The 16,255-nt window shown below is 46.2% G+C and carries 10 protein-coding genes and 2 pseudogenes; 2 read left to right on the forward strand and 10 right to left on the reverse strand.

The features are described from left to right. Positions 1 to 519: 519 nt before the first annotated feature. The 6 genes and pseudogenes from QT973_RS01390 to QT973_RS01410 form a co-directional block, all read right to left on the reverse strand. On the reverse strand, positions 520 to 2,214 hold the full coding sequence (locus QT973_RS01390) for a hypothetical protein (RefSeq protein ID WP_333239969.1): 1,695 nt from the start codon (positions 2,212 to 2,214) through the stop codon (positions 520 to 522). Positions 2,215 to 2,407: 193 nt separating this feature from the next. After that, the gene (locus QT973_RS01395) at positions 2,408 to 3,361 is read right to left on the reverse strand and encodes an ABC transporter ATP-binding protein (RefSeq protein WP_333053682.1); all 954 of its coding nucleotides are present in this window, start codon (positions 3,359 to 3,361) and stop codon (positions 2,408 to 2,410) included. Positions 3,362 to 4,028: 667 nt separating this feature from the next. Continuing rightward, the gene (locus QT973_RS26980; RefSeq protein ID WP_445301249.1) at positions 4,029 to 5,108 is read right to left on the reverse strand and encodes a DUF6745 domain-containing protein; all 1,080 of its coding nucleotides are present in this window, start codon (positions 5,106 to 5,108) and stop codon (positions 4,029 to 4,031) included. Further along, a pseudogene (locus QT973_RS26985) lies at positions 5,088 to 6,041 on the reverse strand (leucine-rich repeat domain-containing protein); the annotation flags it as partial. The gene QT973_RS26980 and the pseudogene QT973_RS26985, both read right to left, overlap by 21 nt. Before the next feature lie 96 nt (positions 6,042 to 6,137). Beyond that, a complete protein-coding gene (locus QT973_RS01405; RefSeq protein ID WP_333390385.1) occupies positions 6,138 to 7,178 on the reverse strand; it encodes an ABC transporter permease in 1,041 nt (346 codons plus the stop codon). Positions 7,179 to 7,410: 232 nt separating this feature from the next. Further along, positions 7,411 to 7,923 carry an adenine phosphoribosyltransferase gene (locus tag QT973_RS01410; RefSeq protein WP_333040475.1) on the reverse strand — a complete coding sequence of 171 codons (513 nt, stop codon included), beginning with the start codon at positions 7,921 to 7,923 and terminating at the stop codon, positions 7,411 to 7,413. A gap of 237 nt (positions 7,924 to 8,160) precedes the next feature. Between QT973_RS01410 and QT973_RS01415 the strand changes: the two genes are divergently transcribed. Further along, positions 8,161 to 9,327, forward strand: a complete 1,167-nt coding sequence (locus tag QT973_RS01415; RefSeq protein ID WP_333390388.1) for a pyridoxal phosphate-dependent aminotransferase — start codon at positions 8,161 to 8,163, stop codon at positions 9,325 to 9,327. Positions 9,328 to 9,450: 123 nt separating this feature from the next. On the opposite strand, the gene QT973_RS01420 is transcribed toward QT973_RS01415, so the two are convergent. Together QT973_RS01420 and QT973_RS01425 are read right to left on the reverse strand one after the other, a co-directional pair. Further along, on the reverse strand, positions 9,451 to 10,224 hold the full coding sequence (locus QT973_RS01420) for an RNA polymerase sigma factor SigF (RefSeq protein ID WP_333053793.1): 774 nt from the start codon (positions 10,222 to 10,224) through the stop codon (positions 9,451 to 9,453). Between the two features lie 462 nt (positions 10,225 to 10,686). After that, entirely contained in the window at positions 10,687 to 11,529 is an 843-nt protein-coding gene (locus QT973_RS01425; RefSeq protein WP_333053687.1) for a photosystem II manganese-stabilizing polypeptide, read from the reverse strand. Positions 11,530 to 11,930: 401 nt separating this feature from the next. Between QT973_RS01425 and QT973_RS01430 the strand changes: the two genes are divergently transcribed. Continuing rightward, a complete protein-coding gene (locus QT973_RS01430) occupies positions 11,931 to 12,293 on the forward strand; it encodes a hypothetical protein (protein ID WP_333053688.1) in 363 nt (120 codons plus the stop codon). A 67-nt stretch (positions 12,294 to 12,360) separates the two neighbouring features. On the opposite strand, the gene QT973_RS01435 is transcribed toward QT973_RS01430, so the two are convergent. Together QT973_RS01435 and QT973_RS01440 are read right to left on the reverse strand one after the other, a co-directional pair. Continuing rightward, positions 12,361 to 14,031 carry a calcium-binding protein gene (locus QT973_RS01435; protein WP_333053689.1) on the reverse strand — a complete coding sequence of 557 codons (1,671 nt, stop codon included), beginning with the start codon at positions 14,029 to 14,031 and terminating at the stop codon, positions 12,361 to 12,363. Positions 14,032 to 14,386: 355 nt separating this feature from the next. Beyond that, positions 14,387 to 16,183: pseudogene (locus QT973_RS01440) on the reverse strand (GAF domain-containing sensor histidine kinase); the annotation flags it as partial. Positions 16,184 to 16,255: the final 72 nt, after the last annotated feature.

Here is a 16,255-nt window from a genome sequence, read left to right on the forward strand (position 1 = left end):
GTACTGCGTTCATTAGTAATATACGCTGACTCTATAATTTTGGATCTGTAAGCTGTGGAGCATTTAAACGACTAACGAACCAGGTAAGGTGCGCCATTCGCGAACACTTACGCTTACAAGGGAAACGCTTATGTACGCTGGGCCCCCTACAATCGTCCTTTAAATGTCGAACAGCTTACAGTCAGATTTTTTTTTCAACTTTAATCTTAAAGCCTGCGAAGGTGAGCTTTGTATGTAGCGGCGACCGCTATCGCTTAATATAAAGTCGAGTATAAATGCGGAATTGGCATAATAAGGAATGAGAATTAAATAACTTCCACTCTTGAAAGTGGGATGGGCTCTTATAGCCCGTCCACTCATGACGGGCTATAAGAGCCCATCTCACAATAACAATTAAAATTGTAAGTTATTTAATTCGCGCTCCTAAGTTAGTTGAACAGTCGTCTTCAGACGACTTAAGGTTTCAGGCAGGGGTTTAAATCCCGGCCTGAATCGGAGTTTCAAGTTTCCCCTGCTTTTTCAAGCTTTCAGCAGTGCTTTAGAAGCTGATTCCCCTGCGAGTCTCAGTTGCGATCGCAATTTGAGATTCAACAACAGCAACACAGTCCACTGACTGAGTATCGAAATCAAAATCGTAGTTCCAGATCCTATGTCAGGCGAAAAAGACCAAAAAATCGGAAAGGTTGAAGATAGCCAGAAGACAGGATTTTTTTCTGGAGTGAGCAAGAGCATAGATAAAATCACAGGTGGTAACAAGATAGCACCGCTGATAGTACCTACGGCCCAAATTTCCTGATTGCGGGTTTTGAGAAATAGGAATAGTTGGGTGATGGTTGCGTAGATGAGGATCAGATTGATACCGAGAATTACATTCCAAAATATGCTTGTGTGAGACTTTTCAAACTCGCCCCGATCTATTAAAATTAGTCCGCTGAGTAAAATGAAGGATGAGCTGAGAAGATTAATCGCGATCGCAACTACAGCCGGACTTTTTTCGCTCCAAACCAAATCGAGTAGTGGGTAACGTCGCCACAACTTGTGACCGCTGGGAACAATTTGTTGCCGATACCTTGCCCAATCATACAAAGATTGTCTCTCAGATGTTAAAGATGCTATTACAATTAAGAACATCACCAAATTCAATGTTAGCAAAGGAAAAGTTTTACCGTAGGCTAGGGGGTCAGATTGGAGTGCAAAGCCTAAGATAATGGGCTGACAGCAGATAACAGCAAAATAACTTTGTCGCTTGCTCAAAACTGTAGTAGTGGGATTGGGAAAACGGCGCTGCCATCCCTGCCACATCCAATAGGTTCCGATACTACAAATTGACAGAGACAAAATAATGCCACTTACAATATTTTTACCGATGGGCAAGTAAAACCATTGTAACTGGTGTATGTCTGCACCTAATGAATTAAATTCATAGTTATCCATTCTTCCAACAATTAGATATCTTAGGATGCCAATGGCAGATACAAATGTTCCTAAATCCCCAGCAGTTACTGTTAACTTCATGGTAGAGATTACAAACACAAACAAAGCGATACCGCTAGCCAACCAAGGTTGAAATCCTCCCAACCAACTGGTTGTCAATCCAAATAGCATCGCAGTGCTGTAGAATAAACTACAACTGGCTGCAATCGCCATGTAGAAGCATAAAATTTCATTCAAAGGTATTTGAGCAGCTAATCCACTGTATAGATGTAGTGGTATCGCCAGAATTGCTGCTAGATACACTAAAATAGGGACACCGAGAATTTTGCCAATAAAAATGGTGTTGGCAGATTGGGGACTGAGGCGAATAAAGTTGAGCGTACCCAGGCGTTCCTCCTTGTCTAAGTCACTGACGAGCATATAAGTCCCTGCTACTAATAGGACTAACACGCTAAATATACTCAGCCAAATAAATATTTCTACCCACCACTTGGGCCAATCAATTACTATATTACCCAAGGCATCTGTGAGACATTGTGTTCCTTGTTTCGTGTTAGTGGTCGTCTTTAAAACACAAAATCTGTTATAAATCGGTTCAGTACGATCGACATTACGAAGGGCAACGGGTAACTGGGCGCTGTAATACATGAACAGCAGCAGTTGAGGCCCTAACGAGAAAGCAGATGCGATCGCCATATTGCCAGTATTCAAGCGGCCTTTGATTTCTCGAAATAACTGAGGATTCCAGTTGCCGACTTTGTCCAGTAAGTTGAGTGTCATGGTTGATTAGTTATTGGTAATTGGTAATTCTCTCTCTTCTCTTCCTCTGTGTCCTCTGCGCTCTCTGCGGTTAAATAATTCCGGTCCAACCGTAAAGAATATAACTCAGTTATAACTCACTGTTGAATTATTTTCAATAACGGGAAAGATGCCCGTTCCACAAAGAATTAATTTGATTATGGAAACGACTAAATTAAGATGCTTGCTGGTGTCCCATCTTGAGGAAGATGGTTTCTAAATCTTCTTGAGTGCAGTGGAATTCGGTTAGGGGAATGTTGGCGGCGACGAGTTCGCGTAATAAATTGGCTGCATCTTCCGGGCTTCCTGAAAAATCAACGCACACCTGTTGAGTTTCCGGGATTATTGCCCAATTTTCTATCCAAGGAAAGTTTTTTAACTCGGATATTAGCGCTTCTAATTTATTTCCTAAAACCGACATCAAAATTTGCTGGCGGCTGAGGCGTTTGTAAAGTTCTTGTAAAGGTGCGCTTTCGACCAGATATCCGAGTTCCATGATACCAACCCAGGTACAAAGTTCGGCTAAGTCGCTGAGGACGTGAGATGATATGACTACAGTCATGCCCACTTGTTGCAAAAGTTTGATAATTTCGCGGAACTGCATTCGGGCGATCGGATCTAAGCCAGAAACCGGTTCGTCTAACAACAACAATAGCGGTTCGTGGATAATAGTTCTCCCCAAACTCAGGCGCTGTTTCATTCCCCGCGAAAGGGTGGAAATTAAGCTGTTGCGCTTGTTGGTTAGTTGCACGAGTTCTAACACGGAGTTGATTCGCTCTCGGCGGCGCGGTTGCTGGAGGTTGTAGAGTCGGGCAAAATAGTCTAAATAATCCCAAACAGTCAAGTCGTCGTAGAGGGGAAAGTCATCGGGAAGAAAGCCGATGCGCTGTTTGAGAATCGGGTGCGATCGATCGCGCAATAACCTATCCCCGTTGATGTAAATTTCCCCTGTAGTCGGTTCCTGGGCCGCCGCCAACATCCGCAGCAAAGTAGTTTTCCCGGCACCGTTGGGGCCGATCAGTCCGCATACTTCGCCTGCTGCTACTTGCAAATCGATGTCATTGACGGCTATATGGCGATCGAATTGTTTCGTCAGCCCGCGAGTTTCTATTGCTAGTGGTTTTGCCATGTTTGGAGGGTGAATGAAATTTTATCTGTGCATTCCTGGGAATAATAGGAGTTATATCGAGTCCGATTGACTTGAGGGGATTATTCGTGGGGGAGGGCGGGTTTATTTAACCTGTCTGCAAACGTTTAAGCCTACTGGCGAACCCGCCCCTACAGCTAATGGAGAATGCTGCAATATCTCAGATAGATCCGATCCGTTATTACAAACGCCATGTCTTGTAGGGGCAGGTTCACCGACAATAATTGCCGAAAACCGACAATCTCATAAACCTGCCCCCTCGACGACAAATCGCTAATCTACCGCACAGGATATTACGCATCAACACCAAAGAAACCGGGTTTTTGTCGCTTTTGGGTGCTATAATACCAATTTAATGTGAAGTTGCACATATCTCGATCCCCCTAAATCCCCCTTAAGAAGGGGGACTTTGATCGGAATCTTGTCCCCCCCTTATTAAGGGGGGCTAGGGGGGATCGGATTCTATGCAACCTGATAAAAAATTGGTATAACACGTCTTCTCAGAAAAAACCCGGTTTCTGGCCACCCGTGCGTAAATCCCGATCGAAATAGATGTCTACAGCTAGCCTAGCTCGTTCTTCCAGGAATTGTCATCTCGTTTCTGAAATTAAAACAAGGACATTCTCGATCGCTGAAATCCTTGCTAATATCAAGTTTGCACGGAAAATTCCTCTGGATCGATATCCCAATTTACCCAGCGAATTGCCTCCCTCGCTGATGTCAGGTTAGGTGGAACTCTCAAAGCGTGAATGAATCCCGTACTCGGACAAGTCATTTTTAACAAACAAATCGGCTCGACATCGGCGTTATCTATTTGTAATAGTGCATATTCCTGCCAACTATCTATTTGTTTTGCTTGCAACTCTTGACAAATGCGATCGTAACCAATTCCTTCAATTAACACTCGCCGAAGTTCGGCATTCTCTTCTGTTAAAAGCCATTGTGATTGCCATTTATTTGGGTGGACTTTGCCGTATTCTTCAGGCAATCTGACGCCGTGATAATAGTAAAAATTCCATCCATCCGCAAACTCGATCGCAGGTTCTGCTTCCGCGTGCAAGCGGTTTTGACTGTCAAAGCGAAGGTGGCGGGGGCGATCGCACACCGCGCAAATCTTTTCAAAGGGAAATATCCAACCGCAATGCTCGAAAAGCAGCTTTTGGCAGCGAAGTATTTCTTGTGCCTTTTGGGAAAGATTGACGCCTAATGAAGATATATACAATTGGGTCAAATAGATTTCTTTAAACAAAGTCGTGGGGGTTTCACGGAATGACAGGTGGAACCAAAGACCGGGAAAAACATTCCCGCTCCTTTGTTCCGATCGCGCATAGCTGTGAACCAATTCGTTCATTAGCGAACTCAGTGTACTGTCTGCTTCGGACTCCATCGTCATGCTATCGAGCTCATACTTCCACACCGCCGGACTTGCAAATTCTCCCCCAGGGGACATCCATTTCCGGTCTAGATTTTTCCCCAATCTATTTCTGTATTCGTCTGAGCAGTTTTGTGAATGGTCGCGTTTGAGCAAGTTGAAGATTTGGGGATAAGCGTCGCGGGGACTGCTGCAAATAATAACTTCGGGTTCTTCTAGGCCAATAGCGGCATAGGCAACTTTGATGGCTTCTGTGGCTTTTTGACCATCAATTGGTCTAGTCGAGAGAGTAAGACGTTTCTGTGCGAGTTCGCCTAACACGCACAGAGCGGTAATTTGATTGTTGTAGAGATTCAGTTCTGTCAGATTGGTGAGCGAGCGCAAGGCGCTGATATCGGTAATTGGATTGTAGTCCAGATGCAGTGTTGTCAGATTGGTGAGCGAGCCGAGGAAGCTGATGTCGGTAATTTGATTGGTGCCCAGATACAGTGTTGTCAGATTGGTGAGCGAGCCGAGGAAGCTGATGTCGGTAATTTCATTGCCGCACAGATTCAGTGTTGTCAGATTGGTGAGCGAGCCGAGGAAGCTGAAGTCGGTAATTTTATTGTTGTAGAGATCCAGTGTTGTCAGATTGGTGAGCGAGCCGAGGAAGCTGATGTCGGTAATTCGATTCAAGCTGAGATTCAGTGTTGTCAGATTGGTGAGCGAGCCGAGGAAGCTGATGTCGGTAATTCGATTGTTGAAGAGATCCAGTGTTGTCAGATTGGTGAGCGAGCGCAAGGCGCTGATATCGGTAATTGGATTGGTGCCCAGATTCAGTGTTGTCAGATTGGTGAGCGAGCGCAAGGCGCTGATATCGGTAATTCGATTGCAGTTGAGATACAGTGTTGTCAGATTGGTGAGCGAGCCGAGGAAGCTGATGTCGGTAATTTGATTGTAGTCCAGATACAGTGTTGTCAGATTGGTGAGCGAGCCGAGAAAGCTGAAGTCGGTAATTTGATTGTTGTAGAGATTCAGTTCTGTCAGATTGGTGAGCGAGCCGAGGAAGCTGATATCGGTAATTTGATTGCTGCCCAGATCCAGTTCTGTCATGCTTGAAAGTATCTGCTCCGCTCCTTGTGGGTCATCAGTGCCAGCCTTTTTTAACAACACTTTAACTGTGTGCCTTGCCGATTCTGAAAGACTGTCAATATGCCTGCACCAGTCGGCAAAGCTGCTAAAACTAATTGGCTCCTTTGGTTGTTTTTCTGACATAAAACACTCCGAGATGGGTAATGGGGGATGGGGCATGGGGCATGGATAATCGGAATACTGTTGACTGTTGACTGTTGACTGTTGACTATTACAAATCGCCCTTGCGTACCTTCTGTTACTCAATTAAGTCTTCTATTTCAAATCTTCCAGCTTAATCCGAGGATCGACAGCTTTGAGCAGCAAATCTGCCAACAAATTCCCCACAATCAACATGGTTGCACCCATCATCAAACTTGCCATTACTAAATACAAATCTTGATTGTTCACCGCCTCCAAAGTCAGCTTTCCCAAACCAGGCCAATTAAAGAAAAATTCCGCAATAAACGCACCGCTCAACAAACTAGCAAACTCAAAACCCAATAGCGTAATCAACGGATTAACAGCATTCCGCAAAGCGTGAACGTAAATTACTCGATCGTCCGGCAAACCTTTAGCCCGTGCTGTTCGGATGTAATCTTGACGCAGCACGTCCAACAATTGCCCGCGCATCAATCTTTGCAAACCCGCAAAACCAGTAAGGCTGAGGGCGACTGTTGGCAAAATTAAGTGCCAGCCGTAATCGAGGATTTGACCCCACCAAGGTAAGTCTGCGTGGTCAATACTCGTCATTCCTCCGACGGGAAACAGAGGCGAAGTATTTTGTGCGAAAAATAGCAGCAACAAAGCTGTAATAAAGCTCGGAAATCCCTGTCCGGTGTAGCTGACTACTTGCAAAACTCGATCGACTGTGCGGTTTTGATTGACGGCGGCGACAATTCCCAAAGGAATCGCGATCGCCCAAGTTACAATCAAAGATGCGATCGCCATTAATAACGTCGCCGGTACCCGTTCCCACAGCAGCGAAGCTACGGATCGCTGATACACAAAACTCGTGCCAAAATTCCCCCGCGTCACAATTTGTTGCAGCCACAGCCAATACTGCACAATCGCTGGTTTATCTAAGCCGAACTGCTGTTCGAGTTGCTTGAGTGTCTCCGGCGAAATCTTGGGATTTTGGCTCAATGTATCCAAGTAATTTCCCGGTGCTAGCTCAATAATTGCAAAACAAAGCATCGATGCCAAAAATAGGGTTAAAAGTGCCTGCAACAGTCGCTTGAAAACATAAGTAAATGTCTCGCTGCTAAACAGAGAACTCAACCCTCGCCAATTTTGATTCAATTTAAGAGAAGTCATAGGATTTTAGATTTTAGATTTTAGATTTTAGATTTGAAGAATTGTGAATGATATTAATGCCGGTTGCATCGGAATGATTTAACCACAGAGAACGCAGAGAACGCAGAGAAAGAGAAGAGAGAAATAAATAATTGCGATGCAAAGGTCAAGGATATTATTTGTCAGGAGTTTTTATTCAACTGTCAGCAGTCAACTGTCAACTGTCAACTGTCAACTGCCAACAGTTAACTAACTAATATTCCACTAGCGTGACGATCGGCACATCGGGCAATTTCTGCCTGCCGCCCAAGGCCTGCAATTCAATGATAAAAGCAAAACCGACAAGCTCGCAGCCAGCTTGCTCTAACAATTTAGCCGTCGCTGCTGCTGTTCCGCCAGTGGCGATTAAATCGTCCACAATCAGCACCCGGCTGCCGGATGTCATGGCATCTCGGTGCATCTCCAGTCGATCGACACCGTACTCCAATTCGTACTCAGCAAAATGAACCGCACCTGGCAGTTTCCCCGGCTTGCGGACAGGAATAAAGCCTATTCCCATTTTATAAGCCAACGGCGCGCCAAAGATGAAGCCCCGCGATTCCATGCCCACCACATAGTCAACAGACATTGCAGAGCATTTTTCCGCTAAGCTGTCAATGGTGTAGCTCAGCCCTTGCGGGTCGCGCAGCAAAGTTGTAATGTCTCGAAACAGAATTCCCGGCTTGGGGAAATCAGGAATGTCGCGAATCAGAGATTTGAGATCCATAAGCTTGCAGATCGGCGTTGAGGGTAACGAGGCATCAAAAATGCTACAATAATAACGTCAAAATTGAAAAATTAAAAAATAAAAATTAAAACTAAGAGCTTTTTTAATTTTTATTCTTTAATTGCTTAATCCTTTACGTACTATGTAAACAAATGTCATAATTCCCTAACAACAGGGTTGAATATCACGATTTGTCGCCCTATGATCTAAAGTCAAAAATCTAATATCTAAAATCCAATGATTAAGTTGGCAGCACGAGTGGGTGAGGTTACTCCTTCTATAACCTTGGCGATCGCCGCTAAGGCTAAAGCCATGAAGGCCGAAGGGATTGATGTCTGTAGTTTGAGTACGGGAGAACCCGACTTTGATACCCCCGAACACATTAAAGCAGCGGCAAAACAAGCTTTAGACGCGGGGAAGACTAAGTACGGCCCTGTGGCTGGGGAACCGCAGTTAAAAGCTGCGATCGCGCGCAAACTCCAATCCGACAACAATCTCAACTATCAACCGGAAAATATCATTGTCACCAACGGCGGCAAGCATTCCCTCTACAATCTGATGATGGCTCTGATCGAGCCGGGAGAGGAAGTAATTATTCCGGCTCCCTACTGGCTAAGCTACCCAGAAATGGTCAAACTCGCTAGCGGCAAGCCAGTAATTGTACGGACTGATGCTTCTACAGGATATAAAATTACACCGGAACAACTGAGTCGAGCGATTACTCCCAAAACCAAGTTATTTGTACTGAATTCGCCTTCTAATCCGACGGGAATGGTGTATACTCCGGCGGAAATCAAAGCATTGGCCGAGGTGATAGTCGATCGAGATATTTTAGTCGTTGCTGACGAGATTTACGAAAAAATTATATATGACGACGCCCAGCACGTCAGCATCGGTTCCCTGGGCAAAGAAATCTTCGATCGCACCCTGATCAGCAGCGGTTTTGCTAAAGCTTACTCGATGACAGGCTGGCGAATCGGTTATTTGGCCGGGCCGATCGAATTAATCAAAGCTACCAACACCATTCAAGGTCACAGTACCTCAAATGTCTGTACCTTTGCACAGTACGGCGCGATCGCAGCTTTGGAAAGCAGCCAAGAATCTGTCGAAAAAATGCGTCTAGCTTTTGCCGAAAGGCGTCAGGTAATATTTGAATTACTCGATGCTGTCCCTGGAATTAGCTGCATCAAACCAGACGGTGCTTTCTATATGTTTGTCAACATCAGCAAGACTGGAATGAATTCTTTGGAATTTTGCGACGCTTTCTTAGAACAGCAGCAAGTAGCAGTTATTCCGGGGATTGCTTTTGGCGCAGATGACCACATTCGCTTGTCTTACGCTACCGATTTAGGCACCATTAAAAAAGCCGTAGAAAGGCTCGATAAATTTGTCCGCAGCATCTAAAAATTAGTCTGTTGACTGTTAACGGTTAACTGTTAACTGTTAACGGTTGACTGTTAACTGTTAACTGTTCACAACTGACAACCAACAACTGACAACTGACAACCAACAACTGACTAATAATAACTAAAGCTGTTTAGTCATAATCTCTTTGAGCAAATCCAGCCCCTTCTTAACTCGCCGAGAAACTGTCACCGCACTGATACCCAAGCGTTCAGCCGTTTCCTTCTGAGTCAAATCGTAGAGAAAAACAAACTCCAATATCTCGCGAGTCCGTTGTTCCAACATAGCCAAAGCTTGCTGTACGCGAATTTGATCCTCTTGCGCCAACTGAAAACTCCGATACTTGCTATCGGGTACCAATTCTCCCAGACAAGTCGCCCCCTCGTCTTCATCTTGCATCGGCGCGTCCAAACTCAGAGGCGATCTGTTGAGATGGGCCAACTTAATTTCTTGCCATTCTTGTACAGAAACCTCAAGGGCTGCTGCTACTTCAGCATCCGTAGGTTTCCGGTTTAACTGCACCTGCAACTCCTTGATCGCTGCTACTGATTTGCGTTCCAGGGACTGCCAGTGGCGGGGAAAGCGCACCGAAGGGCTTTTGTCGCGCAAGTAGTGTTGAATTTCGCCCCGTATGTAGGGAATTGCAAAGGAACTAAAAGCGTGTCCCTTGGCGATATCAAACCGCTCGATCGCCCTGATCAACCCAATACATCCGACTTGCAGCAAATCGTCGTAGCTTTCACCGCACTGGTTGAGCCAGTGGTAAACTTCTTTTCTGACCAGTCCAACATTCAGTTTAACTAACTGATTGCGGATTTCATTCGATCCAGAAAGTTGGTACTCGCGCAACAATTGCAAATTTTCGCTTTTTAGCTCGTTCGGCACTGTGGTAGACATGGTGACATAAGGGTTGGTAGAGCAGAGGACTGAAGTTGCTTTAGATATAGTTTCCAATCTAGTCTAAAAAAATTCACTTTTAGGTAGTGTAATCCTAGCACTTAATCGGTGTGATAGCGGACACACCCGTTTAACTTTCCGAAGGTGCAGGGATTTAGCTGAATTATCCGAAGGTTTTCCGCATAAGGCAGAACTTTATCAGGTAGAAGACTTTCGAGACAAGCCAGAATTAAACCGGGATTTTGCCCAAGTATATTATAATCTGAAAGCGGTTTTAATACAATACTTTAATTAATTAAAAATTCCAACTTAATAAGTTGCGAATGACCACAGTTTAACCATAAATTTAGTCATTAGTCAACAGTCCTAAGTTATATTGCTCGAGACTGTTGGCTAATGAAGAGGGAGCAGGAGCTTTACGGCCAGAAACTGCTCAAATTCGATCGATCCTGAAAGCCAATTTTATGACACAGAAGGCTCAATGCGAGCGTAAAACAAACCCCGAATTTTCACGTCCAGAGCCGGTCTAGCTCCCAAATCAGTATCAGAAGGCTGCGTGCTCTCAAAAATCCCGCCAACTTCGCCTGTGGCGCTGTTGACTTTAGCAACTTGGAGAGAAATTTTGCCGGCCTTGGTGCGAGTGTCAGCAACCTTAACATTAGCCCGCACCCGTTTGGAATTGTCACTAGCCGGAAGCGCTACAGCATTGTCGTAGCCAGTCGATACCCCGCGGGCTTTAGGGTCTAAAAAGCCTGCGCTGCGGTAAGAAGGAACGTTAAACTCCCCTCTCAAATCGGTGGAAGTATTGATAGCAACCACTCCGGGTTCGGAACTTGCCACTAGCTGTTTAATGGTAAACAAGAAAGGTACTTGCTCTCCGCCCGGTAATTGAATCGTAATAGCTTGAAAATCCAAGCCGTCTTCTTCTGTGAAAGTCAGAGTTCCATCAGTACCGACCTTGAGCGTACCTTGAACTTGGTCAATGCTCGACGTGAACCGGGTCAGCAATTTACCAGGCACAAATTCCGCTTCTTGGCGTTTGTTTGCTGGTTCTTCCTTCACAAAATAAGTTGTGGGCTGCAAACACAAACCAGTCAGTTTATAGGTGGCGCCCGCTTCGATGGGGATCGATCCCCGAGAAGTTTCTGCCAAGCTAGGGCAGTTATTAGCCAAGCCAGTACCTCTAATCTGGTCGTAGGTGAGCAACTCAGTAGTTGCCACCGTCGTGTCAGAAGCAGAAGAACAAGCAACCAGCGCACTCATGCAAAAAGCTAAAAGTGCAACAATTAAAGCACGATATTTCATTGCAAACCTCAATATCCAACATCGGATTATATTAAGAAAAAGCCCTAGTTCGAGCAAAATATAATTGCCCGCCGGCAGGCTAGGCCAGCGCTTAGGGTAGCATTTAGATCCTGATCCCTCGCTTCACCGAGACCGGCATTGACTCAAAAAATCAAGCTAGTGCGTCGTGAAAATAAGCATGAACTTATGATTTCTCAATCATGTTCGGATCGCAGCCCAATACACATGGTACGACGGGTTGTGCTCTTTTCCTGACTTGGACTGCAAATTAATATTGCTTAAGTCAACCTACTTAAGTTACTTTGCTTATGACCCCGAATGGCGATCGCGACTAGCTCGATTAGTCGGTTGACCAAAAGGCTGGGGACAAAGGCCTTGTAGATTTCAAAGGAAGCAGCAGTATGGACAACGGCAAAGATTTAGAGTCAGAAAAGTTGCAGTCTCAAATGCAATCGCTGACAGAGGCGATTCGGACTTTAGGCGAAAGTTGTCAGGGAGACAGTCTGCTGCTTTTGGCCCTGCTGCGGAGGCTGGAAGCTTCGCACCGGGAAATTCGGGACGGTTTGTTTCAAGCGTCTTTTCCCGACAACCGCCAAGCACTTTACAAACTGCTCAGGAATATTGAAGCCAATGGCGGCTGGCCTTACATCCACCGCATGAAACTTCGATCGCTCTTGGAGTATAGCCAACAATTATCTCCCCTAGAAGATTCTCCAGCCGAGTCGCCAGAAGACTCGGCCGAAACTCCCCAGGACGTTAAATAGTTTTGAGTTATGAGTTTAGTGAGTTTTACATTAACTCATAACTCATCACTAAACTGCGCGATCGCACCTACAACCCGAAAGGTGGAGGGACAGGTGTAGGAAAAGGTATCAGGTTCGGCACCGTCGGGAATATCGGCGTCTGGCCCGGCATTGGCAATAGTCCGGGAGTCGGAGTCGGGGCCAGAGAACTCATTGACACCAGAGGCGAATCATCAGGCGGGCTAACTGTCGGTGCAGTAGGAATCCTCGCAGCAGTTGGCGTCGGAGTCGGAGTCGGTGCTGCTGTGGGAGTCGGAGTCGGTGCTGCTGTGGGAGTCGGAGTCGGCGCAGCAGTTGGCGTCGGAGTCGGCGCTGCTGTGGGAGTCGGAGTCGGTGCTTCCGTGGGAGTCGGAGTCGGTGCTTCCGTGAGAGTAGGCGTCGCTTCGTCCGTGGGAGTTGGAGTCGGTGCTTCCGTGGGAGTTGGAGTCGGTGCTTCCGTGGGAGTTGGAGACGGAGTTGGAAGTGATTCTGTAGTTGAAGTTTGAGGTTGAGTTGGATCTGTAATTGTGCTTGTAACTGTAGTTGTAGTTGTAGTGGTAATGGTGGTTGGCCTGGGAGTAGCCGTCCCAGTCACAGCGATAAAATCATTCGCTTCGATTAGCGCCGCCGGAGTGTCGATCAAAATTGCTAAAAGCTTGCCGTCGAGCGTCGTAATTACTGTATCCCTGACATTTGCACCGTTGCCTTGGGTAACTAGCAGTTGAGCGAAAGATAAATTGCTCGGCAGTCCAAAGAAATCCTCTGTGTCATTGTAATCAGTAATTAAAGCCAGACTGCCAGGCCCGGCTCCCAATCCAAAGACATCGCTGCCGCTGCCGCCAGTCAGAGTATCCGAACCCTCGCCTCCGATTAAAGAATCATTACCCTCTGCTCCAAATAAATTGTCATTGCCGAAACCGCCCAAAATTGTATCGTCGCCGATACCTCCAGCCAAGGAGTCATCGCCAAAACCGCCGTCGATACCATCATTACCTTTGCCACCAAACAAAAAGTCATTGCCTTCATCTCCCAGTACCGAGTCGTCGGCTTCATCGCCGCGAAGGGTATCGGAACCGGTGCCGCCAAAAACTGTATCGTCAGCCTTGCCGCCGAATATCTGGTCATTACCAGCATCTCCGAAAAGCGAATCGTTGTCAGCATTGCCGTACAAAGTGTCGTCGCCGTCGCCGCCGGTCAAATAATCGTTGCCCTCAGCGCCCAACATTTGATCTCTACCACTGCCGCCGTTGAGAGAATCGTTCCCCGCATTCCCGTAGAGAAAGTCGTCATCAGCATTGCCGAACACGGAATCGTCGCCGTCATTCCCTGTGAGGGTGTCGTTACCAGTACCGCCGGCAATTACATCAAAGCCTCCGTTGCCAAAAACTAAGTCGTCCCCGGCGTCTCCCAACACGCTGTCTATCCCGTCGTTGCCTTCGAGGATGTCGTTGCCCAAACCACCGCGAATTGAGTCGTCGCCGTTTCCGCCGGAAGCAAAATCGCGGCCTTGGTTGCCAATAAGTTCGTCATTTCCTTCACCGCCAATCAGCGAATCTGCTCCGTCACCTCCCAGAAGCTGGTCGTTGCCGCCGTCGCCCTCTAGGGTGTCATCTCCTCCCGCACCCAGGGCCGTGTCATCGCCATCTAAGCCGCGAATTCGATCGCTCAGCGGAGTTCCTAGAATAAAGTCGTTGCTGTCTGTGCCGATCAGGTTTGCCATACGGGATACACCGCTCCTAAATCAAATAAATTGTTTGAAATTATATTAATCACCTTCGTGACAAGGGATTGCTGCTTGCCTACGTTAGCATAGTTGAGATTGTGGGGATCAGGCGAAGGGGCGCGGGAAGTTTTGTCCCTGTTCGGAGTTGCGATCGGGGCTGGTATAAGGCCCGATTAGTCATTAGTCATTAGTCATCAGTCATTAGTCATTAGTCATTAGTCATTAGTCATTAGTCAACGGTTAACCGTCAACAGTCAACAGTCAACCGTCATCAGTTAACAGTCAACACTCCTCAGTCATCAGTCAACCGTCAACCGTCAACCGTCATCAGTTAACAGTCAACAGTCAACTTTTATTCGGTAACAGGTAACACTATCTCAAATTGAGTTCCCTCTCCCTGATGGGAATTCACCTCAATTGTTCCGCCGTGGGTTTCGACTACAATCTGGCGGGCGATCGCCAATCCTAACCCAGTGCCTTTTCCTACTGCCTTCGTTGTGAACAGATGGTCAAAAATCCGCTGTTTCACTGCTTCGGTCATGCCCGCCCCGTTATCGGCAATCTGAATTTTGATGTGTCGATCGCCCGACTGACTGGTACGAACTGTGATACAGTGGGGATAGGCTTTCAGAGCCTCGAAACTACCTCCTTGGCTTGATTCTTCTAGAGCATCGATCGCGTTAGCAAGCAGGTTCATAAAGACTTGGTTCAGTTGACCGGGAAAGCATTCGATTTGAGGGAGATTGCCGTAGTCTGTGACGACTTCGATCGCAGGATGGTGTTCGTTGGCTTTCAGCCGATGTTTCAAAATTAAGATAGTGCTGTCAATGCCCTCATGGATATTAAACGGAACTTTGTAGTCTTTATCGGCTCTGGAGAAGGTGCGGAGGCTGGTGCTAATGCCGCGAATGCGATCGCACCCGACTTTCATCGACAACAGCATTTTTGGCAAATCTTCTAAGGCATACTCTAAATCAATATCCTCAGCATCTTCTTCAATTTCCTCGCCGGGATCTGGCAGTTTTTCTTGATATAATTTTAAGTGGCCAATCAGATATTTGATCGTGGTGGTTGCTTCCTCAATATTGCCACTAATAAAGCCGACAGGATTATTTATTTCGTGGGCTATTCCTGTGACTAGATTGCCCAATGTGGACATTTTTTCGCTTTGCACGATCTGTAACTGTGCTTGCTGCAAATCAAAGAGCGATCGCTCTAATTCTTGTGCATAAGCTTGAGATTGCTGGTACAATCGAGCATTTTCTATAGAGATAGCCGCTTGGGCGCACAAAAGTTGGATGACTTCAGTGCGATTTTCTGTAAATGCACCAATTGTCAAGTTATTTTCTAGATATAGCAACCCGATTAATTTACCCTGATTTAAAATTGGCACGCACAGCACACTTTTGGGCTTTTTCTGCATCAAATACGGATCGGCAATAAAATCGTTTTGTACTGCAGCATTATCCAAAACCACAGTTTTCCAAGTCCGCTTAACATAGTTGACCACAGCAGCGGGAACCTCGTCGCTGGCTGACAGCGGTACAGATATTGAGATGACATCTTGATGGAAGGAGGCTACAGCTTCGATCGCGAGATTCCCATCCTTAAGCAACAGGAGAACTGCTTTTTTTGCTCCGGCATTTTCCATCACCACAGACATCAGTCCAGCTAGCAATTTTTCTAATTTAATTTCACTCGATAGAGTTTGGGAGGCTTTGAGAATAGCCGCGAAATCGAGGGTTTCGTAAATACTGTCGCACCTCGATAAAATTCGTGGGAATGTTTGAGGTAAGATTGACGATTTATTGATTGGGTGGAGGCGAGTTTCGCTGATTGCCAAACGGTTTTCTATTGCGTGCAATAGGGGAGCAAGAAGTTGGGGATAGCGTTTTTCTAAGTCATCGATTTTGGCTTTTGCACCCCAGCGATCGTAACAGTAATAAGCCTCTTGCATATAGGCTTGGGCCACTTTTTCTTTGCCCCAGTCGAGGTAGAATTTAGCTGCTAGTTCGTTAGCGAGGGCTTCTTCTTGGATGTATTTGTTTTCTTTCGCTCCAGAAATAGCGCGATCGTACATTTCAATAGCTTCTGCCCTCTGTCTGGCAACTCGGTATTTCTCTGCTTCTACCAACTGCCACTTATGCAATTGACACTCCCCGACCTAAAAGTGCGAGGATTCTTAATTCAGCGACTAACCTTTAAGTGTTGCGTCATGAAA

It is taken from the genome of Microcoleus sp. Z1_A1 (assembly GCF_036700305.1).
Classification (GTDB): domain Bacteria; phylum Cyanobacteriota; class Cyanobacteriia; order Cyanobacteriales; family Microcoleaceae; genus Microcoleus.

Coding starts and splice junctions, on each gene's coding strand:
- QT973_RS01405 (WP_333390385.1), bottom strand. CDS start 7,178: ATGACTTCTCTTAAATTGAATCAAAATTGGCGAGGGTTGAGTTCTCTG.
- QT973_RS01425 (WP_333053687.1), bottom strand. CDS start 11,529: ATGAAATATCGTGCTTTAATTGTTGCACTTTTAGCTTTTTGCATGAGT.
- QT973_RS01410 (WP_333040475.1), bottom strand. CDS start 7,923: ATGGATCTCAAATCTCTGATTCGCGACATTCCTGATTTCCCCAAGCCG.
- QT973_RS01420 (WP_333053793.1), bottom strand. CDS start 10,224: ATGTCTACCACAGTGCCGAACGAGCTAAAAAGCGAAAATTTGCAATTG.
- QT973_RS01430 (WP_333053688.1), top strand. CDS start 11,931: ATGGACAACGGCAAAGATTTAGAGTCAGAAAAGTTGCAGTCTCAAATG.
- QT973_RS01390 (WP_333239969.1), bottom strand. CDS start 2,214: ATGACACTCAACTTACTGGACAAAGTCGGCAACTGGAATCCTCAGTTA.
- QT973_RS01415 (WP_333390388.1), top strand. CDS start 8,161: ATGATTAAGTTGGCAGCACGAGTGGGTGAGGTTACTCCTTCTATAACC.
- QT973_RS01395 (WP_333053682.1), bottom strand. CDS start 3,361: ATGGCAAAACCACTAGCAATAGAAACTCGCGGGCTGACGAAACAATTC.
- QT973_RS01435 (WP_333053689.1), bottom strand. CDS start 14,031: ATGGCAAACCTGATCGGCACAGACAGCAACGACTTTATTCTAGGAACT.